Source organism: Bradyrhizobium sp. 139, from assembly GCF_023074175.1.
GTDB lineage: Bacteria > Pseudomonadota > Alphaproteobacteria > Rhizobiales > Xanthobacteraceae > Bradyrhizobium.
The window spans coordinates 34,829-60,974 of record NZ_JADPKS010000028.1 but is presented as its reverse complement, the minus strand read 5'-3'; the positions used below and the strand labels follow the sequence as shown (position 1 = coordinate 60,974).

Genomic DNA, 26,146 nt, shown 5'->3' with positions numbered 1-26,146 from the left:
AGTTATGCACCGGTCCTGCTATATACCACCGCCTCCAATGCATAGGCCCTGCCAAGAATGACCGATTCCGTCGTCACACGCTTCGCTCCCTCGCCGACAGGCTTCCTCCATATCGGGGGCGCCCGCACGGCGCTGTTCAACTGGCTCTATGCGAAGAAGCACGGCGGCAAGATGCTGCTCCGGATCGAGGACACCGACCGGGAGCGCTCCACCGAGGCCGCGATCGGCGCCATCCTGGACGGCCTCAAATGGCTGGAGCTCGGCTGGGACGGCGAGGTCATCTATCAGTTCAGCCGCGCCGCCCGCCACCGCGAGGTCGCCGAGCAACTGCTCGCCGACGGCAAGGCCTACCGTTGCTACGCCACGGCCGACGAGCTCACCGCCATGCGCGAGAAGGCGCGTGCGGAAGGCCGCACCCGCCTCTATGACGGCCTGTGGCGCGACCGTGATCCTGCGACCGCCCCGGCCGACGTGAAGCCGACGATCCGCCTGCGCGCGCCGCAGACCGGCGAAACCGTGATCGAGGACCAGGTCCAGGGCCGCGTGGTCTGGCAGAACGAGAACCTCGACGACCTCGTCCTTCTGCGCGGCGATGGCAACCCGACCTACATGCTCGCGGTGGTGGTCGACGACCACGACATGGCCGTCACCCATGTCATCCGTGGCGACGACCATCTGATCAACGCCGCCCGCCAGAAGCAGATCTACGACGCCATGGGCTGGGCGCTGCCGAGCATGTCCCACATCCCGCTGATCCACGGCCCGGACGGCTCGAAGCTCTCCAAGAGGCACGGCGCCCTGGGCGTCGATGCCTACCGCGCCATGGGGTACCTTCCGGCCGCGCTTCGCAACTACCTCGTCCGCCTCGGCTGGAGCCATGGCGACCAGGAGATCTTCTCGACCGAGGAAATGATCGCGGCGTTCGACCTCGCCAGCGTCGGCCGTGCCGCCGCCCGCTTCGATTTCGCCAAGCTGGAGAGTCTCAATGGCCATTACATCCGCAATGCCGACGATCAATCACTCGTGAAGATGTTCGAGGACGTGCTCGACCACATTCCCGGCCGCGACGAGCTCAAGGCCAAGTTAAACGACACCACGCGCGCGCAGCTTCTCAAGGCCATGCCGGCCCTGAAGGAGCGCGCCAAGACGTTGCTCGAGCTGATCGACGGCGCCTATTTCATCTTTGCCGACCGGCCGCTGGATCTCGATCCCAAGGCGCAAACGCTGCTGACGCCCGAGAACCGCAAGCTGATCGGCCAGCTTCATTCCGCGCTGGAGAATGTCGAGACCTGGAGCGCCGCGAATGCCGAGGCTGCGCTGCGCGCCTTTGCCGAGGAAAATAGTCTCAAGCTCGGCGCGGTCGCCCAGCCGCTGCGGGCGGCGCTCACCGGACGGTCGACATCGCCCGGGATTTTCGAGGTTTTGGACGTGCTCGGACGTCAGGAAAGCCTGGGCCGGCTTGAGGATCAAGCCAAGGACTAGGCTACGACGTAAGTCGACCATGCGCGGCGCCATCTTGCAGCGCACACAGCAATAATATACCCATCTCACCCGTACCTTCTGGAACATCCGGCCTGCCCCACCATCTCTCATCGGGGCCTCCGGGTCCGGCCCGTTTCACCATACATCGGGGACCTCTGATGGACGCAAAACCAAGCAATAAGACCGCCACGCTGACGGTTGGAAACAAGAATTTCGATCTCCCGATCCTCAGCGGCAGCGTCGGGCCTGATGTCGTCGATATCGGCAAGCTTTACGGCCAGTCCGGCCTCTTCACCTACGATCCCGGCTTCACCTCGACCGCGAGCTGCCAGTCCAAGATCACCTATATCGACGGCGACGCGGGCGTGCTGGAATACCGCGGCTACCCGATCGAGCAGCTCGCCGAGCAGGGCGACTTCCTGGAGACCTGCTACCTCCTGCTCTACGGCAGCCTGCCGAACGCCTCGCAGAAGAAGGATTTCGACGATCGCGTGATCCATCACACGATGGTGCACGAGCAGATGGCCCGCTTCTTCCAGGGCTTCCGCCGCGACGCTCATCCGATGGCAATCATGGTGGCCGCCGTCGGCGCGCTGGCCGCGTTCTACCACGACAGCACCGACATCAACGATCCGAAGCAGCGCATGATTGCGTCGATGCGGATGGTCGCCAAGATTCCGACGCTGGCGGCAATGGCCTACAAGTACACGATCGGCCAGCCCTTCGTGTATCCGAAGAACTCGCTGAAGTTCGCCGAGAACTTCCTGCACATGTGCTTCGCTGTGCCGTGCGAGGAGTACCAGATCAATCCGGTGCTGGCGGATGCGCTGGACAAGATCTTCATCCTGCACGCCGACCACGAGCAGAACGCCTCGACCTCGACGGTTCGCATCGCCGGTTCCTCCGGCGCCAACCCGTTCGCCTGCATCGCCGCCGGCATCGCCTGCCTCTGGGGCCCGGCGCATGGCGGCGCCAACGAAGCCGCGCTCGCGATGCTCGCCGAGATCGGTTCGGTCGACAAAATTCCGGAATTCATCGCCAAGGTGAAGGACAAGAACAGCGAAGTCCGCCTGATGGGCTTTGGCCACCGCGTCTACAAGAACTACGATCCGCGCGCCAAGATCATGCAGAAGATGTGTCACGCCGTGCTCAAGGAGACCGGCCATGGCGACGATCCGATGCTCAAGGTGGCGCTGGAGCTGGAGCGGATTGCGCTCAGCGACCAGTACTTCATCGACCGCAAGCTCTACCCGAACGTCGACTTCTATTCGGGCATCACGCTGAAGGCGATGGGCTTCCCGGTCTCGATGTTCACCGTGCTGTTCGCGGTCGCCCGCACCGTCGGCTGGATCAGCCAGTGGAGCGAGATGATCGAGGACCCGCAGCAGAAGATCGGCCGCCCGCGCCAGCTCTACACCGGCGTCCCCCGCCGCGACTACGTTGCGATCAAGGACCGCACGTAAAGTTCGGACCTCACGGTCCTTCGGAACGGCGCCATCGCGAAATGGCGCCGTTTTTGTTTGGCGCTTGCCAGATCAAGGGACACCCTGATGCTGAACGGAAGCTGCCTCTGCGGAAGCGTCGCCTACGAAATCGATGCACCCCCGGGCGTCATCATTCACTGCCATTGCGCAACCTGCCGGAAGACACACCGATCGGCCTTCTCCACAATCCCGGCGCAACTGAGAAACAGCGCGACCTTGAACGAATTGCCGGACGTACCCACGCAATGCAGCCGATATCGCACCATTGGCATGGCCTCGCGCTGGTTTGATCACCGCCACCATCATGTTCGCCGTGACACTGTCATCGCAGCAGATCCGATTTTGCTGCCGCGCACAACATCAAGTCGACGCATCAGGCCGTCGGGCGCTTGACAGTTGAAATGCTCCGGGCGCACATTCTTACACTAAGTAAGAATGACGACAGGGATGGAAATGCCGGAGCGGCCGAGAAGTCGGCGGCAGACGCGTGCTGCCATTTTGACTCATCTGCTTCAGTCAGGCGGCTCGTTTCGCCCGCCGCTGGCCAAGGCCGTGCGCCTGTCGGAAGCGAGCCTGTCGCGCATCCTGTTTGATCTGAAAGCCGAAGGCCTGATCGAGGAAGTGCGGCGCCCTGCCCCTTATGTCGGTGGTCCGACGGGCCTCGTGTCGCTCGAGGGGGCGGTGGCGCTCGCGGCTTTCGAACTCACCACCCAGCGGCTCAGCGTCGGCGTTGGGGGCCTGTCGGGTGAGTTGCACTACACCGGGCATGTGCCGCTACCAAAGACGCCGACCGTTGCGGCCGTCGGCCGGGCGTTTCGCGAGGCGATGACATTGCTGCGCGACTGGACCCGGCGCCGGCGCATCCCTCTCGCGCAGATCGGCGTCTCCATTCCGGGCCTCGGCCGGTTGGGCGCATCAAGCAATCCGATCATTCCCTGCGACGTCGGGCGTATCAGCGAGATGCTCGGCGAGACGTTTGCCAGCGTGCCGGTCGAGTTCACCAATTCGGTCGTCGCGCACGCCATTTTTCACCGTTGCCGCACGGAGAATTATCCATTCAGCGGCGCGCATCTGTTCGTCTTCGTCGGCCAGGGCGTCGCGGGCGCCTGGATGGATGATCCGATCGAGGACGATGCCCTCCAGCCGGTCGAACTCGGTCACATGGTGTTCGGAGCTGACGGACCGCGTTGCCGCTGTGGTCATCATGGCTGCGTCGAGGCCTATACGTCGCTTCCCGCTTTGGCCGAGCTTCTTGGCGTCGCCGAAGCCGAGTTGCTTCAACTCGGCAGCGAATGGGTGACCGCGATGCCGCTCTCGTCGCGCGTGCGGCAGGAATTGCGCCGGCGGCTGTTCCGGCTTGGCCTTGCGATCGGCAACACGCTGAACGTGAAGCCATGCAACGGCGTCGCGATCAGCGGCTGGCCGTCGCTTCTCACCGAGGACGATCGCAACGCTCTCGTCGAGGGGATCGACGCATGCCTGTTGGGCGGTCGCAAGCACGCGCAAGTGTCGCTCGCTTTCGTGCCGCCGTCGAATGGCAACGATCCGCGGGCGGCGCTTGCATTCGCGGCTTTCTGCCTCGCTTGTCGCGGCGGCATGCCGGCCGCATCGGCCGAGGCCGCCTGAGATACCTGATGCCGCGCGGCTCTCGCGCGAAAGAGTTCACACCGGGAGGAACTTGCCATGCCGATCACAACAACAAGGCGCCGTCTGCTCGCCGGATCTGCTGCCGCGCTCGCGCTGCCGGCATTTGCCCGCGCGCAAGGCGCGATCAAGCCGCGTCTGACTGCGATCTCGCAATGGTCCGCAGGTAGCGACGGGGCGGCCATCACGGCGCTCGGCAAGAAATTCGACGAGAAGGGCGGGATTTGGCAGCACTCGCCCGTCCCCGGGTTCACCACCGAGATGATGAACAAGCTGCGTGCCCAGATCATGGCCGGCGATCCACCGGCCTGCTCGCAGCTCAAAGGTCCCGAGATTGCAGCCTGGTCGAAGATTGCCCCAACCGTCGATCTCGACGCCGTCGTGGCTGCCGCCGGCTACGAAAAGGTTGTCGCTCCAGACCTTGCAAAATTGCACAAGCCGGGGGGCAAGTGGATTGCACTGCCGTTGCAGATCTACAGCACCAACATGCTGTTTCTCTCCAAACGCGCGATGGACAAGGCCAAGGCCGACAAGATCCCCGTCACATGGGCTGAGTTCAACGATCTCGCCGAGAAGATGAAAGCAGGCGGAGTCCCTTATCCCATCGCCAACGGTGGCACCCGCCCGGACGACGGCCAAAAATTCGAGGCCGCTTTGGCAGGCATCAGTCCCACTGCATACCGCGCAGCCATCATGAATCTCGACAAGAAGGCCTTGGAGGGCCCCGAGATAAAGGCTGCCTTCGTACAGGTACGCAAGATCGCCGACTGGATGGACCCCAACGTCGGCGCCCAGCACTTTTCGACCAACCTGAAGCGCTTCGTCGACGGCGACATGGGCATGATGATCATGGGCGGGTGGGCGCAGGGCGTATTGCGCAACGCCGGTTTCAAGTTCGACGACTTCATCATCGCCCCGGGCCCGAGCGACAATAGCAAGCCGGTCTTCCTGTTGAATGCCGATGCCTTCATATTCTGGCAGCGTAAGGAGCCCGATTTGCAGGCCGGCCAGACGCTAATGGCCCAGCTCGTCATGGATCCAGCGATCCAGACGATGTATTCGCAGATCACGGGATCCATACCCGTGCGCACCGATGTCGATCTGTCCGGCGAAGGCTGGTCGGACGGTCAACGGCGGACCGCAACAGCCCTGAAAGATGCTATCGCCAGCAATCAGGCCGTCCTTAGTCTTGCGCATAATATGGCGCAGGAAAACGGTATGACCGCAGCGATGATCGACGTGATCACGGAGTACGTGAAGAACAAGACGATAAAGCCTGAGCAAGCGGTCACACGCCTTGCCGAGGCCGTCGAGGGCGCACGTTGAACATCGCTATCTCGACAAGACCGGGCCGGTCGGCGACTTTTGACTTGGTACGCCGGCTGCCTGAATATCTGACGATCTGGGTGCCGCTGCTGTTGTCCGCCGCGCACCTCATTGCGTTCTCGCTGTGGACGATCTGGATATCGTTCACACCATCCACTCTGGTCCCGGTCTCGGGCTGGGTGGGTTTGCGCAATTATTCTGCCGTTGCAGCATCGCGGAACTGGCAGATTGCCTTGGACAACCTGCTGCTGTTCGGCAGCGCCTTCGTGTTGCTGAGTCTGGCGACCGGCCTCATCCTTGCGATCCTGCTCGATCAGCGCATTCGCGGAGAGAACCTGCTGCGATCCATCTTCCTCTATCCCCTGGCTGTGTCATTCGTGGTCACCGGCACGGTCTGGAGTTGGCTGCTCAATCCTGGCCTCGGGATCCAGAAGCTGGTCCACGACCTCGGCTGGACCTCCTTCCGGTTCGACTGGCTGATCGACCGCGACATGGCCATCTGGACCATTGTCATCGCTGCGATCTGGCAATCCTCCGGTTTCGCCATGGCGCTTTTCCTCGCCGGCCTTCGCTCAGTCGACGCAGACCTGATCAAGGCCGCACAGATCGACGGCGCCGGACCGATCCGAATGTACCGGCGCGTCATCCTGCCGACCCTTTGGCCGATCACCATCACCGTTATCGTCATCCAGCTGCAGTTCGCGATTTCGACCTTCGACCTCGTCCGCGCGCTCACCAATGGCGGGCCCGGGATCGCCACCCAGCTGCCGGCCCTTGTCGTCTATGACCTGATGTTCCAGCGCAGCCTGCTCGGACGGGGAGCGGCGGCGGCAGTGCTCATGTTGCTCATTCTCCTCGCGGTTTTGCTGCCCTACGCAGCGTGGCGATATGTCCAGCGGCGGCAGGCGATCCATGCGTGACCGAACCTTCGCACCAAGCCGGCTTCTGATCTATCTCATCGTCTCGCTGATCGCTGCAGCATGGCTCGCGCCATTGGCTGTTGTCGTGCTGAACTCGCTCCGTACCAACGAGGAGATCGCACAGGCCTCGATGATCGGCTGGCCGAAACAATGGGCATGGAGTAACTACGCCGCTGCCTGGAGCGGTTTCTGCGTCGCTGAGACCTGCGCCGGCATACGGCCGTACATGCTGAACTCCGCGCTCGTCACGATTCCCGCGACGATCTTCTCTACCCTGCTCGGTGCGATTGCCGGTTACGCCGTGTCGCTCTGGCGTTTTCGTGGCGATAGCTGGATCTACGGCATCGTGACTCTGGGCCTCTTCCTTCCCCAGCAGATGCGCTTGCTTCCCTGGACCATCGTGTTGCGCGATACGGGCCTGATGAACACGCTAACGGGCCTGGTCGTGATCCACACGATCCAGGGGCTCTCCTTTACCACTTTGTTCTGCCGAAACTACTACACTGCCATCCCGCAGGAGTTGATAAGAGCTGCGCGCATCGATGGCGCAGGGTTCTTTCGTATTTTCTGGCGCATTATCCTGCCGCTCTCGCCGCCTATTCTGGTCGTCACCGTGATCTGGCAGTTCACGCATATCTGGAACGAGTTTCTCTACGGCGTGACATTCACGACCGGTCAGCAGCAGCCGGTCACCGCCGCGCTGATCGCGCTATCCGCCGCGGTCGCCGACATCCCGCAGCACGGCGTGCAAAGCGCGGCGGTGATGATCGCCGCCCTGCCCACCCTGCTGATCTATCTGATCGGCGGCAAGTATTTCGTGCGCGGCCTTACCGCCGGGGCCGTGAAATGATGGGATTGTCATGGCAGCACTAAGCATTCGCTCCCTGTCCAAGCGCTACGCCAGTCTGGAGGTGCTGAAGGGCATCGACCTCGACATCGAGAGCGGTGAATTCACCGTGCTGGTCGGCCCATCGGGCTGCGGCAAGTCCACGCTGCTCAACATCATCGCCGGGCTCGACCGCCCGAGTGCAGGCACCGTGGAAATCGGCGGACGTGTCGTCAACGACATTCCGCCGAAGGACCGCGACATCGCCATGGTGTTCCAATCCTACGCGCTCTATCCGTCGATGACGGTGCACCAGAACATCACCTTCGGCATGGAATGCCGCCACGTGCCGAAAGCGGAGCAGGAGAAGGCGCTGGCGAATGTGGCCAAGCTGCTCCAGATCGAGCCGCTGCTCGGGCGCAAGCCGGCGCAGCTCTCCGGCGGCCAGCGCCAGCGTGTGGCGATGGGCCGGGCGCTGGTGCGCGATCCCCTGCTCTTTCTGTTCGACGAGCCGCTCTCAAATCTCGACGCCAAGCTGCGCGTCGAGATGCGGATGGAGATCAAGCGGCTGCACCAGCGCATCGGCGCCATCATCGTCTATGTCACCCACGACCAGATCGAGGCGATGACGATGGCGACGCGCATCGCCGTGATGCATCGGGGCGTGGTGCAGCAGTTTGCCGACCCTGATACCGTGTATCGCTATCCCGCCAATCTGTTCGTGGCCCGTTTCATGGGCTCGCCGCCGATGAACACGATGCCGGCACGGCTCGAGGCCGCTGCCGGCGGGCCTGTGGCCGTGATCGGCGCAGGAAGGCCGGACGAGGTTCGCCTCCGCCTTGGGCAATACGACGCAGCGGCACCCTTCGTCGGCCGTGACGTGGTGGTCGGAATCAGGCCGGAATGCATCGCCGAGGGCAGCCGCGTATTTTCCGGCGATGCGCCCGTCGTCGTCAACGCGCCGGTGGAGATGGTCGAGCCGACGGGGGCCGAAACGATCGTGCTGCTGCGGCTTGGCGGCGAGCCTGCGCTGGCGCGCATCACGCCGGATATCCGCCCCACACCAGGCGCCCACGCCCCCTTCGCGCTCGACACGCGCCGCATCTGCCTGTTCGACCCCGAGACGGAGCGACTGATCGCATGACAAAGACGAGCTATGCCGGTCTCAAGGACCGCGTGGTATTGATCACCGGTGGCGCCAGCGGCATCGGTGCCGCCATTGTGCGGGCGTTCGCGGCCCAAGGTGCTCGCGTCGCGCTCCTGGATCTCGATGAAGCAGCCGGCCGGGCGCTGGTCGCGGAAGTGAAGGCCTTGGCCGGAACCGTACCACTGTTCGTGCCGTGCGATCTTCTCGACATCGACGCCTTGCGCGGCGCCATGGCGCAGGTCCACGGATCGCTTGGCGATGCTGCGGTCCTCGTCAACAACGCCGCCAATGATCAGCGCCAGGAACTGGCCGAGGTGACCCCGGCCGAGTTCGACTGGATGATCGGCGTCAACCTCAAGCACGTCTTCTTTGCCGCGCAAGCGGTGGTGCCGCAGATGCAGGCACGCGGCGGCGGTTCGATCATCAACATGTCGTCGATTGCCTGGATGCGCGGCGCGCCGGCGCTGCCGGTCTACGCCGCGGCAAAGGCCGCGATCGTCGGCTTCACCAACTCCCTGGCCCGGCTGGTCGGTCCCGACCGCATCCGCGTCAACGCGATAGCGCCGGGGATGGTGATCACCGAGCGTCAGCGCCGGCTGTGGTATCCGGACGAGCAGGCGATCGCCAAGCTGCGCACGCGTCAGGCCATTCCCGACGCGGTGGCGCCCGACGACATCGCAAACATGGCGCTGTTCCTCGCCTCCGACGAGAGCCAGCGCATCACCCGGCAGTGTTTTCAGATCGACGCGGGTCTCGGCTAGAGCATGATTCGAGCTGCTGTTCGTAGAGGTCCGCTCCGTCTCCGATAGCAGCCGCGTTGGCGCACCTCACCCAAGTCCGAGTTGGGCCAGAAGCCGACATCCCCTTTCCCATTCGATCATCTTGAAATTCCTGTCATCAAAGCTTTCTGCAAGACCGCAAAAATGACAGCGGTCGACCAACCAAACAACAGCACGCCGTTCATCGCCGTCAATGGCCCAAGCAGGTGCCAGCGCTGTAACGGAGTCACGTCGCCGTAACCAAGTGTCGTGTAGTTTACAAAGGCAAAATAGATGAGATCAGTGCCGGCAGGTGCTACGCCGACAATGGCGTACGCAATTGACCAAGCGACAACTTCAGCAATATGCGCGGCCATCAAGACCGATACGGTCGCAGTCATGACGACGATCAGTCGAAACGATTGATGCGATGTTTCACGTTCATTCGCGACGCGCGCCACCCGCAATACGGCTGCCATCACGAGGGCTTGGGTCGCAATGTTGCAAAGACTGACTGCAATGCTCACGAGCAACTGGCGCAGCATACGGATCGCTCCGGTGATGCGGACTGTCACTCCGGTCCGCTCCGGCCCAAAGTAAGGACTAAGGCAACTCGGCACTCGCTGCAATGACGGCCTAAGCCAAAGTAAATTCGGCTTTGTGTTTTGACCGTTTTATTTCCGGCGCGGCGTCAAGAGTCTCGAGCTTGCTCACCTGGTATTCGCCGGCAGTAGAGTGGTCAGTTGTTTTAGAGGCCTATTCCCTTCACCTTGTAGCCGGGGCGGCAACAAGTAAAGCGTCATGGCGAAAATCAGGTAGACCGTCAGGACAAGCACTCCGACAAACCATGCCGAGCGTCCGCCGTTGGTCATCAGAGACGCGGTCATGGTGGCGATGAGCATCATTACCACTGCGCCCGGCCAGAACTGCAGGTTCATCGGTGCTGGGCCGATGACGTAACTGAGCAGTACAAGCACCGGAGCGACGAAGAGCGCGATTTGGGATGCGCTTCCCAGCGCGATGCCCACACTCAGGTCCAGGCGGTTCTTGCGCGCGCCTGAAAACGCCGAGACCATTTCCGCCGCGCCGCCTACCAACGCCACCACGATGAAACCCACGAACGCAGGAGTCATCCCGAATGCCACCGCGGCTTGCTGCACTGACTCGACGAACACTTCGCTCACCAGCGCGACCAGTACAGTGACGCCAGCCAGCGTGGCCAGGGCGAGGCCCAACGGCCACGGCGCTTCGCCCGCCTCCGCATGCTCCGCACCGCCGAAAAACTTGCGATGTGTCTTGAGTGAGAACAGCAGGCCCAGTCCGTACACGACGATGAGCAGCACAGACAAGCTGACGCTCAACGTCTCGGTGACCGCCGACCCCGCCACGGAATCGGATTCGGTGACCGCCGACGGAATCAGGATCGCGACCGTGGCCAGAAAGAGCAGACCCGCTTGCAGGCGGGCGCTGGCCCTGTTGTATTCCTGCACGTGATGCTTGAGGCCGCCGAGGAGAAACGACGCTCCCAACATGAACAACGTGTTGGTGACAATCGCCCCGGCGATGGATGCCTTCACCAGGGTATGTTGCCCCGCGTGCAACGCGGTCAGCGCGATGACAAGTTCGGTCAGGTTTCCGAGCGTGGCGTTGAGCAAGCCACCGACCGTATCGCCCGTTTTGGCCGCGACAGATTCGGTGGCGTGACTCAGCAGCGCAGCCAGTGGAACGACTGCCAGGACAGACAGCACAAAAAGCAGTGTGTGCGTTTCTGGTTTGAGCTTCTGAGCGGCAAACAGCGCGGGCACAAAAACCAGCAACCAGAGCAGAGGACTGTGACGAATCTCTTTAAGCAATGGATTCATGGAGCCTCGCGAAACTTATTGGGGCGACAAGTGCGTTGTGGCTTCGGCGCTACCAATAGCGTGGACCAATTCGCGTCGCTTCATTGCCCCCCGGCGCCAGATCAAGCGTAGCACAATCCGGTCAACGCTTACGGCCGAATTTGATATGTTGAGCTGAACTGGTCCCAGGCGCCGTCGTGGCCGACGAAACCCTCCAACGCCGATCAGCGACCGTTCTGGCAGCGGACGTCGTCGGATATAGCCGTTTGATGGGTGCGACGAAGAAGGCACGCTGGTCCAGCTCACGACGCTCAGGAAGACACTTGTTGATCCGATAATCGCCGCTCATCGAGGGCGGATAGTTAAGGCCCTGGCGACGGCCTGTTGGCCGAGTTCGCGAGCGTCGTCGACGCTGCGAGAGGTGCCGCTGAAATTCAGCACGCCATGGCAAAGCAAAACAGCAGTGTGCCACAAAATAAGTGGATCGAATTTCGCATCGGCATTCACGTTGGCGACATCAGCATCGATGAACGATATTTTCGGCGACGGCGTCAATATCGCGGCCCGCCTCGAAGGGCTCGCCGAGCCGGGCGGCATCGACGCTTCGGATGACGCGCAACGTCAAATACGCGGTAAAACGGAGCTGCCATCATGTCCGCTCCGGGTCACAAGCCGCCGATCACGCCCAAGGTGGGAGACTTCCGCTTTGCGCTGGTAAGCCGACGTTTATGAGTACACGTCCTAGCTCGCCCGCGTGCCCTTGCGCATCGTCGCGAGCACGATGTCGGCGGCGAGCACGCTCGGCGACTTGTTGCCGGTCGACATGATGGTGTCGAGCCGTGCGAAGGCCTCGACCTGCCGGCGGCGCAGCGGTGAATCCGTCAGAAGCTCCGACAGCGCAGGCGCCAGATTCTCCGGCGCGCAATCCTCCTGCAAGAACTCCGGAATGACGTCCTCGCCGATCACGAGATTGGCGAGGATCACCGAAGAAACGCGGATCGCGCGGCGCAGGATGAAGGCTTCGATCGCGCCGACGCGATAGGCCGTCACCATCGGAATCCCCGACAGCGCGAGCTCCAGCGTCACGGTGCCGGATTTGGCCAGCGCCGCGCGCGCGATCCGGAAGGCGGCGCGCTTCTCGTTCTCGCCGATCACGATTTGCGGCTTGACGGGCCAGCTCGCGATCCCTTCGCGGATTGTGGCTTCGAGATGCGGCATGGTCGGCAGCTTCAGTTCGAAGGCGCGGCCTTCGGCCTGGAGCCGTCCGACCGTTGCGCCGAACATTTCGAGATGGTGCCTGATCTCGCTGCGGCGGCTGCCGGGCAGCACCAGCAACACCGGCGGCTCGCCGTCGCGGCGCCTCTGCTCCTCCGCATTCGGCCGCAGCGACGACAACTGCTCGATCAGGGGATGGCCGACATAGCTGCATGGCGGCCCGCCGAGCTTGCGGTATTCCTCCGGCTCGAACGGCAACAAGCCGAGCACATGATCGACATAGCCGAGCATGGTCCGCGCCCGTCCCGGCCGCCAGGCCCAGAGCTGCGGCGAGACATAGTCGACGACCGGGATCGCGGGATTGCGCGCGCGTACGCGACGGGCGACGCGATGAGTAAAATCGGGACTGTCGATAATGACGAGCGCGTCGGGCGAGGCCTCGGTCACGGCATCTGCGGTCTCGCGGATCAGCCGCAGGATCTTTGGCAGCTGCTGCACCACTGCCGCGAACCCGACGATCGACAGCTCCTCGATCGGAAACAGCGTCTCGAGCCCCTCGCGCGCCATGGTCCGGCCGCCGATGCCGACGAACTGCACTGCGTCGCCGAGCCGCTGGCGCAACACCTTCATCAAGGCGCTGCCGAGCCGGTCGCCGGATTCCTCCGTCGCGATCAGGAATATCTTCCGCTTGGGATCGCGGCCCTGCATCACGCCGGCAGGCCGATGACAAAGAGATATTTGGCGTCGGCGAGCGAGATCATCGCCTGCGGCTCGGCGGCGATGGTGTTGCCGGCGACGACGGCGATGCCGGCAAGGCCGGCCTTGGCGATGCCCTCGAGGGTGCGCGGGCCGATCGTCGGCAGGTCGAAGCGCAAATCCTGCCCGCTCTTCGGCACCTTCACCAGCACCCCGCGTCCTGTCGCAGCGCGGATGCGACCTTCTTCGCGCAGGCGCGCCACGCGCGCGAGCAGCGCGTCGGTGCCCTCGATATCCTCGACCGCCACCACATGGCCGTCGATCACGACCGCGGCCTGGCCGATATCGAACGGACCAAGTGCAGCCAGCACCGCGCGTCCGCGCTCGATGTCGGTCTTGCCGTTGTCGCTCGGCCAGGCGCGACTGATGCAGCCCTCGGGCATCAGGAGATCGGGCGCGATATCCCTGATGCCGACCATGCGAAACCCGCCCTGCTCGAGAATGCGCCCGACGCCGGACAACAAATGATCGTCGCCGCCACGAAAAGCGCGGATGACATTGCCGAGCAGCCGCAGCGTCGTGACGTCGAACCGGATCTCGGAGAGCGAGGGCCGCACCAAGGTGCCGATGAAGATCAGGTCGCGGCAGCCTTCTTCGCGGAACAGCCGCATCGCGCGGCCGAGCTGGCCGACCGAGATCCAGCGATGGCGGAATTTCTCAACCCGGGTCGGATCGCAGGCGCCACGCAGCGGGAACAGCACCGGCGTGATGCCGCGCGCGGCAAGCGAGTCGGCGACCGCGAACGGCATGGCGCCGCCGCCGGCGACCACACCGACCGGCGACGAAATCTCCGGAGCCGCCGATGTCATGCCCGCGGCCATCCCGACATCACTTCGCGATGGCGGGAAGACAGATCGGGCGATGCTTGCGCTTGCCGATGAAGTCGAGGATCTCGGCTATCGCGGAATCTTCGCTCGCGAGCGGCTGGGCCGCCGCGAGGCGCTCGGCGAAGGTGCCGGGGCCGTGGAAGAGCTTCTGATAGAACGATTGCACGGTTGCGCGCCGCTCCCTGCTGAACTGCCGCCGCTTCATGCCGATCAGATTGAGACCTTCCAGCGCCGCATACTGGCCATTGGCGAGGCCGAACGGAATGATGTCGTCGCGCACGCCGCAGACGCCTCCGACCATCACCTGCTGGCCGATTCGCGTGAGCTGATGCACCGCCGACAGGCCGCCGATATAGACGAAGTCGCCGATCTCGCAGTGGCCGCCGAGCGTCGCCGACGTCGCGAAGATCACGTTGTTGCCGACCATGCAGTCATGGCCGACATGGCTGTTGTTCATGAAGTAGCCGCCATCGCCTACGCGCGTCAGCCCGCCGCCCTTGATGGTGCCGACATTCATCGTCGCGCCTTCGCGGATGGTGCAGCTGGAACCGATCTCAAGCCTGGTCGGCTCGCCCTTGTAGCTGAGATCCTGGGGCGCACCGCCCAGCACCGCGAACGGCGAGATCACGCAGCCGTCGCCGATCGAGGTGTGGCCGATGACCGTGACTTGTCCGATCAGCTTGCAATTCGCGCCGATCACCGCATTCGGGCCGATGATGCAAAAGGGCCCGATCTCGGTGCCCTCGCCGATCACGGCGCCGTCCTCGACCCGTGCGGTGGGATCAATCTTACTCATCAAGCAATCTGACTCATCAAGAAGGTCTGATTATGTGTTGAAGTCGCTAAGTTTTCCGGTGGTTAGCGCGACTGCGCCCGATCTGTCCAGTGACGTATGATCTCGGCCTGTTTCAAGCGGCGGTTGAGCCGGTCGTCTTGATGCATCAACGACTTCATCCGAAGCTTCAGGGCGCGCGTGATGCGGAACAGGGCCGATCCTGGCCGCGCGCGCATCAGGCCGATCAACGGCCGATCAAAAACGGTGTGGGCGCCGCGCCTTGAGAGCGTAGTCCTTGCCGCTCAGTCCGTCAGCATGGCGCCGACGTCGGCTTCCGCAACGACCTGGCCGTTGACCTTGGCGTCGCCGTGAAACCACCACATCGCCTTGCGGCGTCCGATCGAACGCATGTGATATTCGATCGTGTCCCCGGGCAGCACGGGTTTGCGGAACTTGCACTTGTCGATGGTGAGGAAATAAACCGCCCGCGGCTTTTCGGTGCCCTCGACGGACTTGATGCCGATCACGCCCGCAGTCTGCGCCATCGCCTCGATCATCATCACGCCGGGATAGACCGGGCGATCCGGGAAATGGCCTTGGAACGGCGGCTCGTTGAAGGTGACGTTCTTGATGCCGATGCCGCTGTAATCGGTGCGGATGTTGATCACCCGATCGATCAGCAGCATCGGAAAGCGATGCGGGAGCGTTTGCAGGATCATGTTGATGTCCACAAGCTCGAACCTGACCGGTGCTTCCTCCGTCACTCCCGTTCCTCCTGCTTTGGATCGGCCTTGCTCTCACGCGCGAGGCGCTCCACCGCCAAAATCTCCTTGAACCACTGCCTGGTCGGCTTGGCGAAAAAACCGCCCCAGCGTCCGCCCGGCGGAATGTCGTCCTTGACGCCGCTCATCGCAGTCACCTGGGCTCCATCGCCGATCTTGAGGTGATTGTTGATGCCAACCTTTGCTCCCAGCGCCACGTTATCGCCGATGGTCAGGCTGCCGGCGAGCCCGATCTGGGCTGCCAGCAGGCAGTGCCGGCCAATGGTCACATTGTGGCCGATCTGGACCTGATTGTCGATTTTGGTGCCCTCCCCAATCGCGGTGTCGCGCAGGGATCCGCGATCGATGGTGGTACCGGCGCCGACTTCCACATTGTTCTGGATCAGCACGCGGCCGGTCTGGGGCACCTTCAGATGGCCCTCGGGCCCGAAGAAGATGAAGCCGTAGCCGTCCTGGCCAATCGAGCAGCCGGGATGGATCAGCACGTTGTTGCCGATCAGCGCGCACTGGATGGCCGTGCGGGCGCCGACATTGCAGTCCCGGCCGATCTTGACGCCGGGGCCGATGACTGCGCCCGCGCCGATCACGGTGCCGCTGCCGATCTCGACCTCCGGGCCGATGACGGCCAGGGGATCGACGATGACGTCGTCCTCCAGCCGCGCCGAGGGATCGATGATGGCCGACGGCGCAATGCCATCATTGGCGACCCAGGACTGCGGGCGCAACGCGTCACCGTGCCATTCCCGGGCGAGCTCGACGAAGGCGCGAAACGGCTGCGCCGTCCGCAGCACGGCCACATGCGCGGGCACCTGGGCTTCGAAGCGCGGACTGACCAGGCAGGCGCCGGCCCTGGTCGCCTTGAGCTCATCGGCATATTTGACGTTGTCGAAGAACGCCAGATGCATCGGGCCGGCTTCGTCGAGCGAAGCCAGACCCGTGATGATTTGGCCGCCCCTGGCGGGATCGACCAGCTGCGCCTTGCTCAGCAGAGCAATGTCAGCCAGCGCTGAGGTCGGCGGCTTTTTGAAGAAGGTCGGCTGCGCCATTCCACCCCGTCGCGGTCCGGCTTCGGCATGAAGCGATGAGGCCGCATCATGCCTTATCTCATGGACTGAGCACGATCTTTTTGGAGACCGGCCCCCAAGGAAAACCCAAGGGGACGGATCATGCCCTGCTGATCGAATTAGAACGAGGTGCCGCCGCCGAACCGGAACTCCTGCGTGCGGTCATACTTGCCCTTGGTGAGCGGTACGGCGTAGTCGAACCGCAGCGGTCCGAATGGCGACTGCCAGATCAGGCCGACACCGACCGACGAACGGACGACATTGCCGTTGTCATACACCAGGCCGGTACAGGTTCCAGCCGTAGGCGGATTGACGGTCGACGCCGTACAGTTCGAATTCCTGGTCGTGGTCATTTCATTGGTTACCGACCACGTCGTCGGACCCTGATAGTCGAAAAGGCCGCCGGCGTCAGCGTAGACCGCACCCTTCAGACCGACTTCCTTCGGCAGGAACCAGAACGGCATCTGCAATTCGAGCGAAGCGCCCCAGTACTTGGTGCCGCCAAGCGCGTCCTGCGTGCCAAAGGGATTCAAATCACGCGGGCCGATGCCGTTCGGGGCAAAGCCGCGGACCAGGTTCGGACCCATCTGGAAGTGGTCGAGCATGCGCAGATCCTCGCCGATCTTGTTCAGCATGCCGCCCTGGACGCGGACGAGGCCGACGATGTCCGACACCAGCGGAGCATAGTATTTCGCGTCGACAACGGACTTCAGGTAGGAGACGTCGCCGCCGACGCCGGCGAAGTCCTGCCGGAAGTCGACGAGCAGACCGTCGGTGGGGTTCTTGTTGTTGTCCAGCGTGTTGTAGGTCAGCGTGTAGCCGAGCGCCGAGGTCAGCGTCTTGCCGTTGGCAAGCTCCTTGCGCACCGGCAGCGAGGCTTCGCCGTCGCTGTAGCAACCGAGGCCACCGGTCGAGGTCAGATCAATCGGCGGCGTTTGCGTATTGGCGAAGGCCGGGCTCGGATTAAACGCCGACGATCCCAAGACGTTATTACAGTTCGACAGGTAATACGGCAGCGTAATTTCCTGCTGGTAGACCGAGTAACGCAGCTGAAGCGCCAGATCTTCACGCAAGGAGAAGCCGAGGCGCGGGCTGAAGCCCAGCGTCTTGGTGCCATAGGAAATGTAGCTGTTGGACAGCTGCTCGCGCTGATAGAGGTCGAGGCCGAGCGCGACGCGGTAGTCGAGCAGGTACGGCTCGACGAATGACAGCGAGTAGCCGCGCGCGTACTGGCCGTAAGTCACCGACGCCTTGGCGAACAGGCCGCGGCCGAGCAAATTTCGCTCGGAGATCGAGACTTCGGCGAGCGCGCCGTCAGTCGTGGAGTAACCGCCCGAGATCGAGAAGTCGCCGGTCGATTTCTCTTCGAGATCGACGATCAGGACCACGCGGTCGCTGGAGGAGCCCGGCTCCGTCGTGATCTTCACGGTCTTGAAGTAGTCGAGGTTCTTCAGGCGGCGCTCGGCACGATCGACCAGCGCACGGTTGTAGGCATCGCCCTCGGAGATGTCGAACTCGCGCCGGATCACATAGTCGCGCGTACGGGTGTTGCCGCGGACGTTGATGCGCTCGATATAAGTGCGCGGGCCCTCGTCGATGTTGAACACGACGGAGACGGTGTGCGCCTCGAAATTGCGGTCACCGCCGGGGCGGACCACGGCGAAGGCATAGCCGCGGCGCGACGCCTCGATCTGCATTTCCTCGACCGACTTCTCGACCGATTCGACGTTGTAGAGCGCGCCGACATTGACGCGCGAATAGGCACGCATCGAGGTCGGATCGAAGTTCGCAATGCTGGAGCGGAAGTCGATCGCACCGACGCGGTACTGAGCGCCCTCCTCGATCTTGAAGGTGACGAGGAAGCCCTTCTTCTCCGGATCGTATTCGGTGAGCGCGGCCACGACCTGGACGTCGGCGAAACCGTTCTTGAGATAGAAGCGGCGGATCAGGTCGCGGTCGGCTTCGACGCGATCGGGATCATAGATGTCGTTGCTGGCGAGGAAGCTCAGCAGATTCGATTCGTGCGTCTTGATGATGTCGCGCAGGCGGTAGGACGAGAACGCGTTGTTGCCGACGAACTCGATCGACTTGACGCCGGTCTTGGCACCCTCATCGACCGTGAAGATCAGGTCGACGCGGTTGTTCGGCTGCTCGATGACCTCGGGCGTGACACGCACGTCGTAGCGGCCGGAACGGCGATAGATTTCGGCGATTCGCAGCGTGTCGGACTGCACCATGGCACGGGAGAAGGTGCCGCGCGCCTTGGACTGGACTTCGGCGGTGAGCTGCTCGTCCTTGATCTTCTTGTTGCCCTCGAACGCGATGCGGCCGATCACCGGGTTTTCCACCACGGAGACGACGATCTGGCCACCGGGGCCGCGGTTGATTCGCACGTCCTGGAACAGGCCGGTCTCGATCAGCGCCTTCAGGCCGTCATCGATGGCGCCCTGATCCAGGCGCCCACCCGGACCCGGCTTGAAATAGGAGCGGATCGTCTCCACCTCGACGCGGCGATTTCCTTCAACCGAAATCGACTGGACGGTCTGAGCAAGCGCAGACGAAGACACAAAAGCAGCCCCAACCGGGGCAAGCACCGGCGCGCCGAACATGATCAGGGTTGCAAGCAAGCCCCCCCGGAGTCGCAGTCCAAACTTCATGCGCAGCGCGCCCTTATCATTCCGTACCAGACCCAACCCCAAAGCCGGTCTGGCAGATTCCCCAACTTCTGGGCCGCTTGTAGCCAATTTCACCGACGCCGCAAACGGCCGAGCGCGCCGCAATTTCAATTTCATTCCAAGACGTTGCCCAACAGCAACGCCACAAAAAAGCCCCTATCAGGAAGCCGCCATTCGCAGGATGTCGTTGTAGGTGGCGAACACCATCAGCATCAGCACCAAACCGAGCCCGATTCGGAACCCCATCTCCTGAGTCCGCTCCGACAAGGGCCGGCCGCGGACCACCTCCGCCACATAGAACATAAGGTGACCGCCATCGAGCAGCGGGATCGGGAATAGGTTCAGCAGCCCGATCGACACCGACAGCACCGCGCACAGATTGATCACGAACTGGAACCCGGCGCTGGCCGCCTGCCCCGACATCTTCGCGATGCCAAGAACGCCGCTGACCTCGTTGGGATTGCCTTGTCCGATGAACAGCGAGCCAAGAAACTTGAAGGTGCTGGTGATGATGAACCAGACCTGCTCGACCCCGATCTTGAGCGCTTCGCCGATGCCGACCGGCGTGGTCGAGGCCTCACCGGCCTGGGACTTGTGCTCGACGCCGAGCACGCCGAGGCGGTGACTGTTGCCGAAGGGATCCTTCCGCTCGAGCAGCGCCGGGGTCGCGGTCAGGGCGACGACGGTCCCCTCCCGCTTGACCTGGAAGGTAAGCGCCGAACCGGCGTTCATCGCAACGATTCGCTGCATGTCGGCAAAGCTCTCGATCGGCTTGCCATCGATCTGCACCACGACGTCGCCGATCTTGAAGCCGGCAGCGGCCGCAACGCCGTCAGCGACGACGCCATCGACGCGCGCGATCGTGCTCGGCTTGCCGTAATAGAGCGCCATGCCGGCGAAGATCAGCGCGCCCAGGATGAAATTGGCGATCGGTCCGGCGGCCACGATGGCAGCGCGCGGGCCCACCTTCTTGTGGTGGAAGCTGCCGGCGCGCTCCTCGGCCGTCATGGCCGCGAGCGTCTCGGTCGACGGCGTCGAGGCCTCGCTGTCGTCGCCGAAGAACTTGACGTAGCCGCCGAGCGGGATCGCCGAGATCTTCCAGCGGGTGCCATGGCGGTCGTTGAAACCGACCAGCTCAGGTCCGAAACCGAGCGAGAAGGTTAACACCCGCACGCCCGCCCAGCGCGCGACCAGGAAATGGCCGAGCTCATGGAAGAACACGACGATCGTCAGGACGAACAGGAAGGGAACCGCGTAGCCGAGGAGCCCATGGCTCAACGTATTGAAACTATGGACGAAAAAGTCGATCATCGAATTCCCTCATCCAGCGCCGCAAGGCCCTGGCCGCGAACCATCTAGGATGCCTTTAAGGCAATTTGAGGCAATAGGGCGGCAGCTCTATTTCGCGCAACATGGTCAACAGAGATTGCATCGTCGGCGGACATCAGGGGGGCCTGATTCCCGCCACGGATCCAGTCGTCCAGCGTCGCCTCGACCAGCCGCGCGATCGCCCCGAACCGGATCTTGCCGGCGATGAAGGCGGCGACTGCGACCTCGTTGGCGGCATTGTAGACGGTGGTCGCCCCCTTCCCGGTCCGCAGCGAATCGAAGGCCAGCCGAAGTCCGGGGAAGCGCTCGAAATCCGGCGCCTCGAAGGTCAGCTGGCCGATCTTGGCCAGATCCAGCTTGGCCGCCGGCCCCTTGATGCGGTCGGGCCAGCCGAGGCAATGCGCGATCGGCGTGCGCATGTCGGGGGCGCCGAGCTGGGCCACCACCGAGCAATCGGAGAACTCGACCATGCCATGGATGATCGACTGCGGATGAACGAGGACTTCGATCTCGTCCGGGCTCAGCGCGAACAGATAGGACGCCTCGATCACCTCGAGCCCCTTGTTCATCATCGAGGCGGAATCGATCGTGATCTTCTGGCCCATGCTCCAGTTCGGATGCTTCAGGGCCTGCTCGAGTGTCGCCTGCTCGATGTCGACGCTCTTCCAGGTCCGGAACGGCCCGCCCGAGGCGGTGATGATGACGCGGACGAGCTCGTCGCGATTGCCTGAGCCCAGCGCCTGGAACAGCGCATTGTGCTCGGAATCGGCCGGCAGGATGCAGGCGCCCGCCTTGGCCGCGCGTTGCATGAAGAAATCGCCGGCACAGACCAGACATTCCTTGTTGGCGAGCGCGACATGCGCGCCGCGATCGACGGCGGCCAGGGCCGGCTTCAGCCCGGCGGCGCCACTCACGGCGGCCATCACCCAATCGGCCGGACGCGCGCCGGCTTCGATCACAGCGCTTTCGCCCGCGCCGCATTCGGTGCTCGTTCCCGCAAGTGCGGCTTTGAGTTCGGCGAACTTGGAGGTGTCGGCAATCGCCACGAAACGCGCGGAAAATTCCTTGGCGAGCTTTGCCAATGCTTCGACATTGCCGTTCGCCGTCAACGCCTCGACGCGGTAGCGCTCGGGCGAAGCGCGCAGCAGGTCCATCGTGCTGTCGCCGATCGAGCCGGTGGCGCCGAGAACCGTGACGCTGCGGACGGCAGTCGCCGCAGCTTTGTTGTTACGCAATGGAACCGCGCTCATACCTTCACCAAACCATAAGACCGCTTCCGGCGCTATGCACACCATGGCGGAGAAAGCCGATAATCCATGCCATCAGGATGGCGGCGACAAAACCGTCCAGACGGTCCAGTAGCCCGCCATGGCCGGGAATTAAGTGACTGGAATCCTTGACATCGAAGCGCCGCTTTACCGCGGATTCGAACAGATCGCCGCATGCCGACACCACCGACAGCGCGGCGCTGACGAGCAGCAGTGGAATCGTCTTTCCGAACCCGCACGCCGCAAAGCCGACTGCAACCAAAAGGCTCGCCACAAAGCCGCCGAGCGCCCCGGACCAGGTCTTCTTCGGGCTCACGCGCGGCCACAGCTTCGGTCCGCCAATGCTGCGGCCGGCGAAGTAGCCGCCGATATCGGTCGCCCACACCACGAGCAGCACGAACATCAGCGCAGCGAAGCCGTTCACGAGATCCTGCCGCACCAGGATTGAGGCCAGCAGCGCCGCCGATGCGTAGGCGAAGCCGGAAGCCGCCCAGACGAACTTGCTCCTTGCGATCAGCGTCACGATCGCGCCGCCAATGAGGCCGGTGACGACGGCGGTCTTGAGCGCGCCGAAGGCGACGCAGAATCCCATCATGGCGAGGACGATGGTCCCTGCCCCGGTCAGCGCGACCGAGCCCGCGCCCACCACCATCAGCCATTCCGCAAACAGCCCGATCGACACCAGGGTGACGAGAAGCGCCCACAGCCAGCCGCCGGCGTAAGCCAGCGCGATGGCGAGCGGCGCCAGCACCAGCGCTGCGAGGACTCGCATCACGAGATTGCTCGGGGCAGGCTTGGGGCCCGCCGATGCGGCGTCGGGTTCGCTCACGAGGCGGTTTTCGCGACCAGACCGCCGAAACGGCGCTCGCGCCTGGCAAATTCGGCGATCGCACTTTCCAGCGCAGCCTTGTCGAAATCGGGCCAGTGGATCGGCACGAAGACGAGCTCGCTGTAGGCGGCCTGCCACATCAGGAAGTTGGACAGCCGCTGCTCGCCGCTGGTGCGGATGATGAGATCGGGATCGGGAATGTCGGGCGCATCGAGATGAACCCCGATCGTCTCGGCATCGATCGTGTCGGGATCGCGCTTGCCGTCCGCGACTTCCCGCGCGAGTTTCTGCGCGGCTTTCGCGATTTCCTGCCGCGAACCGTAATTGAAGGCGACGACCAGCGTCAGGCGCGTGTTGTCACGCGTCAGTTCCTCGGCCTCGTTGAGGAGCGCGCAGATGTCGCTCTCGAGTCCGTCGCGCTCGCCGATGATGCGGACCTTGACGCCGTCACGATGCAGGCTCGCGAGATCGTTGCGGATGAAGCGGCGGAGCAGACCGAAGAGATCGCCGATCTCGCTCGCCGGGCGCGACCAGTTCTCCGAGCTGAAGGAGAAGATGGTGAGATAGCGGATGCCGAGCTCGTGCGAGGCACGCACCACGCGGCGCAGCGCCTCGACACCGCGGCGATGCCCTTCGGCCCGCGGCAGCCCGCGCGCGGCCGCCCAACGCCCGTTGCCATCCATGATGATGGCGACATGCGCAGGCGCGTCGGACCGGTCGGGTCCTTCCCTTGCTGGCGCGGCGGCGTTGGACATGGAGGCAGCCTTAGACGGTGAGGATTTCTTTTTCCTTGGCACCCAGCAACTGGTCGATCTCGGAGATCGTGCCATCGGTCGCCTTCTGCACCTCGTCGGCGTGGCGCTTCTGATCGTCCTCGGACATCTCGTGACTCTTCTCGAGCTTCTTGAGAACGTCGAGACCGTCGCGGCGGACATGGCGTGCGGCGACCTTGGCGGCTTCCGCGTATTTGTGCGCGACCTTGACGAGTTCCTTGCGACGCTCCTCGTTGAGCTCGGGGATGCGCAGGCGCAGCACCTGGCCTTCGGTCGCCGGCGACAGGCCGAGATTGGAATCGACGATCGCCTTCTCAACCGCCTTGACCATCGACTTGTCCCAGACCTGCACCGAGATCAGCCGCGGCTCCGGCACGCTGACGGTGGCGAGCTGATTGAGCGGCATGTGGCTGCCATAAGCGTCGACCTGCACCGGATCGAGCATCGATGCGGAGGCGCGACCGGTGCGCAGGCCACCGAGTTCGTGCTTGAGCGACTGGATGGCGCCCTGCATGCGGCGCTTGACTTCGTTGAGATCGAAATTGTCCGTGGCCATCACGTTTCTCCTTCAAAATCCCGGCGACCTCTCCGCACCCTTCCCTCAGGGTGCAACGACGAGCCGTCAGCCGGCGACGATGGTTCCGTGGCCGCCGCCACGCAGTACAGCGCCGATCGAGCCCGGCTCCGCGATCGAGAACACGATGATAGGCAACGACGTCTCGCGGGCAAGCGCGAAGGCGGTCGCATCCATCACCTTATAGCCGCCCTCGATCGCCTGCGAATGCGTCAACCGGTCGAACCGCGTGGCGGCCGGGTCCGTTTTCGGGTCGGCCGAGTAGACGCCATCGACATTGGTTGCCTTCAGCACCGCCTGGGCTCCGATCTCCGCGGCGCGCAGCACAGCGGTCGTATCGGTGGTGAAGAACGGATTGCCGGTTCCGCCGCCGAGCAGCACGATTCGGCCCTCGGCGAGGTATTTGTGCGCCGCGGTGCGGGTGAACAGTTCGGAAATTTCGGGCATGACGAAGGCCGACAGCGTGCGCGCCGGGGTCCCCATGCGCTCGATCGTCGCCTCCAGCGCCAGGCAGTTCATCATGGTGGCGAGCATGCCCATGGTGTCGCCGGTGGTGCGCGACACCCCGCGCGAGGACACCTCGACGCCGCGCACGATGTTGCCGCCGCCGATCACCACCGCAACCTCGGTGCCGAGCTGGCGGGCAGCGATCAGATCGTCGGCAACCCGGTCGAGGGTCGGCTGATCGATGCCAAAACCCTGCTGTCCCGCGAGATATTCGCCGGACAGCTTGATCACGACGCGACGATAGACCGGATCAGTCATGGGCACTTTCCTTGTCCGGGCGCCGCTTCCGGCGGCACGCCGGAAGGAACGTTCCGGCGCTTACTTCTTGCCGCTGGCCGCCGCGACCTCGGCCGCGAAGTCGCTTTCCTGCTTCTCGATTCCCTCACCGAGAGCATAGCGCACAAAGCCCGCGATCTTCACCGCGCCGCCGACCTTGCCTTCGGCCTCCTTGACCGCCTGCGCCACCGATTTGCCGGTGTCGTGGATAAAGGCCTGCTCGAGCAGGCAGACTTCCTTGTAGTAGGTCTTGAGGCCGGACTCGACGATCTTCTCGATCACGTTCTCGGGCTTGCCCTGCTGGCGATATTTGTCGGCGAGCACGTCCTTCTCGCGCTTGACGACCGCCGGATCGAGGCCGGACGGGTCGAGCGCGAGCGGGTTGGTGGCCGCGACATGCATCGCGATCTGGCGGCCGAGGGCTGCGAGCTCGTCGGCCTTGCCGGGCGATTCCAGCGCGACGATCACGCCCATTTTGCCGGCGCCCTCGACGACGGCGCCGTGGACGTAGCTCGACACGACGCCCTGCTTCACTTCGAGGGAAGCTGCGCGGCGCAGCGTCATGTTCTCGCCGATGGTGGCGATTGCGTCATTGATCGCAGCTTCGACCGTGACCTCGCCGACCTTGGCGGCCTTGATCTTCTCGACATCGGCGCCGACGTCGAATGCAACCTGGGCGATCATCTTGACGAGGCCTTGGAACTGACCGTTGCGCGCGACGAAGTCGGTCTCGGAATTGACCTCGACCACGACGCCCCGGGTGCCCCTGGTGAGCGCGCCGATCAGGCCTTCCGCGGCGACGCGGCCGGACTTCTTGGCGGCCTTCGACAGGCCCTTCTTGCGCAGCCAATCCTGCGCCGCTTCCATGTTGCCGTCGTTTTCGGTGAGCGCGGCCTTGCAGTCCATCATGCCTGCGCCGGTGGACTCGCGCAGGTCCTTGACCATCGCAGCTGTGATCGTTGCCATTGTTGAAATCCTTGTTGCCTGCCGGTTTACCGCGGCGTGGCATCAAAACGCCCTGCCGCGGTCCATCTCAGGAATTCGCGTCAACTGAAATGGTGGCCGGAC

At 63.6% G+C, this 26,146-nt stretch carries 25 protein-coding genes; 8 read left to right on the top strand and 17 right to left on the bottom strand.

Annotation, left to right across the window (positions count from 1 at the left end):
• Positions 1-57: 57 nt before the first annotated feature.
• From gltX to IVA80_RS07690, 8 genes are all read left to right on the top strand, one after another.
• Positions 58-1,482 carry a glutamate--tRNA ligase gene (gltX, locus tag IVA80_RS07725; protein WP_247427509.1) on the top strand — a complete coding sequence of 475 codons (1,425 nt, stop codon included), beginning with the start codon at positions 58-60 and terminating at the stop codon, positions 1,480-1,482.
• A gap of 158 nt (positions 1,483-1,640) precedes the next feature.
• Complete coding sequence (gltA, locus tag IVA80_RS07720; protein ID WP_247427506.1) at positions 1,641-2,945, top strand: citrate synthase; 1,305 nt, start codon at positions 1,641-1,643, stop codon at positions 2,943-2,945.
• 468 nt (positions 2,946-3,413) lie between these two features.
• Complete coding sequence (locus IVA80_RS07715) at positions 3,414-4,592, top strand: ROK family transcriptional regulator (protein ID WP_247427906.1); 1,179 nt, start codon at positions 3,414-3,416, stop codon at positions 4,590-4,592.
• A 57-nt stretch (positions 4,593-4,649) separates the two neighbouring features.
• Positions 4,650-5,936: an ABC transporter substrate-binding protein gene (locus IVA80_RS07710; RefSeq protein ID WP_247427503.1), complete on the top strand. Its 1,287-nt coding sequence runs from the start codon at positions 4,650-4,652 to the stop codon at positions 5,934-5,936.
• Complete coding sequence (locus IVA80_RS07705; RefSeq protein ID WP_247427501.1) at positions 5,933-6,856, top strand: sugar ABC transporter permease; 924 nt, start codon at positions 5,933-5,935, stop codon at positions 6,854-6,856. The genes IVA80_RS07710 and IVA80_RS07705 overlap by 4 nt, the downstream gene beginning before the upstream one ends.
• Positions 6,849-7,706, top strand: a complete 858-nt coding sequence (locus IVA80_RS07700) for a carbohydrate ABC transporter permease (RefSeq protein WP_247427498.1) — start codon at positions 6,849-6,851, stop codon at positions 7,704-7,706. The genes IVA80_RS07705 and IVA80_RS07700 overlap by 8 nt, the downstream gene beginning before the upstream one ends.
• Positions 7,707-7,716: 10 nt before the next feature.
• Positions 7,717-8,826 carry an ATP-binding cassette domain-containing protein gene (locus IVA80_RS07695; RefSeq protein ID WP_247427495.1) on the top strand — a complete coding sequence of 370 codons (1,110 nt, stop codon included), beginning with the start codon at positions 7,717-7,719 and terminating at the stop codon, positions 8,824-8,826.
• Positions 8,823-9,590: an SDR family oxidoreductase gene (locus tag IVA80_RS07690; RefSeq protein ID WP_247427492.1), complete on the top strand. Its 768-nt coding sequence runs from the start codon at positions 8,823-8,825 to the stop codon at positions 9,588-9,590. The genes IVA80_RS07695 and IVA80_RS07690 overlap by 4 nt, the downstream gene beginning before the upstream one ends.
• 116 nt (positions 9,591-9,706) lie before the next feature.
• Here IVA80_RS07690 and IVA80_RS07685 read toward each other — a convergent pair whose 3' ends face one another.
• The 17 genes from IVA80_RS07685 to tsf all read right to left on the bottom strand — a co-directional run bounded on the left by IVA80_RS07685 (position 9,707) and on the right by tsf (position 26,044).
• Positions 9,707-10,162 carry a potassium channel family protein gene (locus IVA80_RS07685; protein ID WP_346347976.1) on the bottom strand — a complete coding sequence of 152 codons (456 nt, stop codon included), beginning with the start codon at positions 10,160-10,162 and terminating at the stop codon, positions 9,707-9,709.
• Between the two features lie 135 nt (positions 10,163-10,297).
• Positions 10,298-11,449, bottom strand: a complete 1,152-nt coding sequence (gene cax, locus IVA80_RS07680) for a calcium/proton exchanger (protein ID WP_247427490.1) — start codon at positions 11,447-11,449, stop codon at positions 10,298-10,300.
• A gap of 324 nt (positions 11,450-11,773) precedes the next feature.
• Positions 11,774-12,025 carry a hypothetical protein gene (locus tag IVA80_RS38560; RefSeq protein WP_346347975.1) on the bottom strand — a complete coding sequence of 84 codons (252 nt, stop codon included), beginning with the start codon at positions 12,023-12,025 and terminating at the stop codon, positions 11,774-11,776.
• A 144-nt stretch (positions 12,026-12,169) separates the two neighbouring features.
• Positions 12,170-13,354 carry a lipid-A-disaccharide synthase gene (lpxB, locus tag IVA80_RS07670; protein WP_247427487.1) on the bottom strand — a complete coding sequence of 395 codons (1,185 nt, stop codon included), beginning with the start codon at positions 13,352-13,354 and terminating at the stop codon, positions 12,170-12,172.
• Complete coding sequence (gene lpxI / locus IVA80_RS07665; protein WP_247427483.1) at positions 13,351-14,208, bottom strand: UDP-2,3-diacylglucosamine diphosphatase LpxI; 858 nt, start codon at positions 14,206-14,208, stop codon at positions 13,351-13,353. The genes lpxB and lpxI overlap by 4 nt, the downstream gene beginning before the upstream one ends.
• Before the next feature lie 19 nt (positions 14,209-14,227).
• Positions 14,228-15,022 (bottom strand): acyl-ACP--UDP-N-acetylglucosamine O-acyltransferase, encoded by a 795-nt coding sequence (gene lpxA / locus IVA80_RS07660; RefSeq protein WP_247427480.1) that lies wholly within the window; start codon positions 15,020-15,022, stop codon positions 14,228-14,230.
• Positions 15,023-15,084: 62 nt separating this feature from the next.
• Positions 15,085-15,249: a hypothetical protein gene (locus IVA80_RS07655; protein WP_247427477.1), complete on the bottom strand. Its 165-nt coding sequence runs from the start codon at positions 15,247-15,249 to the stop codon at positions 15,085-15,087.
• Between the two features lie 54 nt (positions 15,250-15,303).
• Positions 15,304-15,765 carry a 3-hydroxyacyl-ACP dehydratase FabZ gene (gene fabZ / locus IVA80_RS07650; protein ID WP_247427474.1) on the bottom strand — a complete coding sequence of 154 codons (462 nt, stop codon included), beginning with the start codon at positions 15,763-15,765 and terminating at the stop codon, positions 15,304-15,306.
• Positions 15,762-16,829: a UDP-3-O-(3-hydroxymyristoyl)glucosamine N-acyltransferase gene (lpxD, locus tag IVA80_RS07645; RefSeq protein ID WP_247427471.1), complete on the bottom strand. Its 1,068-nt coding sequence runs from the start codon at positions 16,827-16,829 to the stop codon at positions 15,762-15,764. The genes fabZ and lpxD overlap by 4 nt, the downstream gene beginning before the upstream one ends.
• Positions 16,830-16,966: 137 nt before the next feature.
• The gene (bamA, locus tag IVA80_RS07640; protein ID WP_247427468.1) at positions 16,967-19,504 is read right to left on the bottom strand and encodes an outer membrane protein assembly factor BamA; all 2,538 of its coding nucleotides are present in this window, start codon (positions 19,502-19,504) and stop codon (positions 16,967-16,969) included.
• 177 nt (positions 19,505-19,681) lie between these two features.
• Positions 19,682-20,833: an RIP metalloprotease RseP gene (gene rseP, locus IVA80_RS07635; RefSeq protein WP_247427465.1), complete on the bottom strand. Its 1,152-nt coding sequence runs from the start codon at positions 20,831-20,833 to the stop codon at positions 19,682-19,684.
• Between the two features lie 44 nt (positions 20,834-20,877).
• The gene (gene dxr, locus IVA80_RS07630; RefSeq protein ID WP_247427463.1) at positions 20,878-22,101 is read right to left on the bottom strand and encodes a 1-deoxy-D-xylulose-5-phosphate reductoisomerase; all 1,224 of its coding nucleotides are present in this window, start codon (positions 22,099-22,101) and stop codon (positions 20,878-20,880) included.
• A gap of 4 nt (positions 22,102-22,105) precedes the next feature.
• A complete protein-coding gene (locus IVA80_RS07625; protein ID WP_247427460.1) occupies positions 22,106-22,948 on the bottom strand; it encodes a phosphatidate cytidylyltransferase in 843 nt (280 codons plus the stop codon).
• A complete protein-coding gene (locus IVA80_RS07620) occupies positions 22,945-23,703 on the bottom strand; it encodes an isoprenyl transferase (RefSeq protein WP_247427458.1) in 759 nt (252 codons plus the stop codon). The genes IVA80_RS07625 and IVA80_RS07620 overlap by 4 nt, the downstream gene beginning before the upstream one ends.
• Before the next feature lie 10 nt (positions 23,704-23,713).
• Positions 23,714-24,277, bottom strand: coding sequence for a ribosome recycling factor (gene frr / locus IVA80_RS07615; protein ID WP_247427456.1), 564 nt, complete (start codon positions 24,275-24,277; stop codon positions 23,714-23,716).
• A gap of 66 nt (positions 24,278-24,343) precedes the next feature.
• Positions 24,344-25,060 carry a UMP kinase gene (pyrH, locus tag IVA80_RS07610; RefSeq protein ID WP_247427454.1) on the bottom strand — a complete coding sequence of 239 codons (717 nt, stop codon included), beginning with the start codon at positions 25,058-25,060 and terminating at the stop codon, positions 24,344-24,346.
• A 60-nt stretch (positions 25,061-25,120) separates the two neighbouring features.
• Positions 25,121-26,044, bottom strand: a complete 924-nt coding sequence (tsf, locus tag IVA80_RS07605) for a translation elongation factor Ts (protein WP_247427451.1) — start codon at positions 26,042-26,044, stop codon at positions 25,121-25,123.
• Positions 26,045-26,146: the final 102 nt, after the last annotated feature.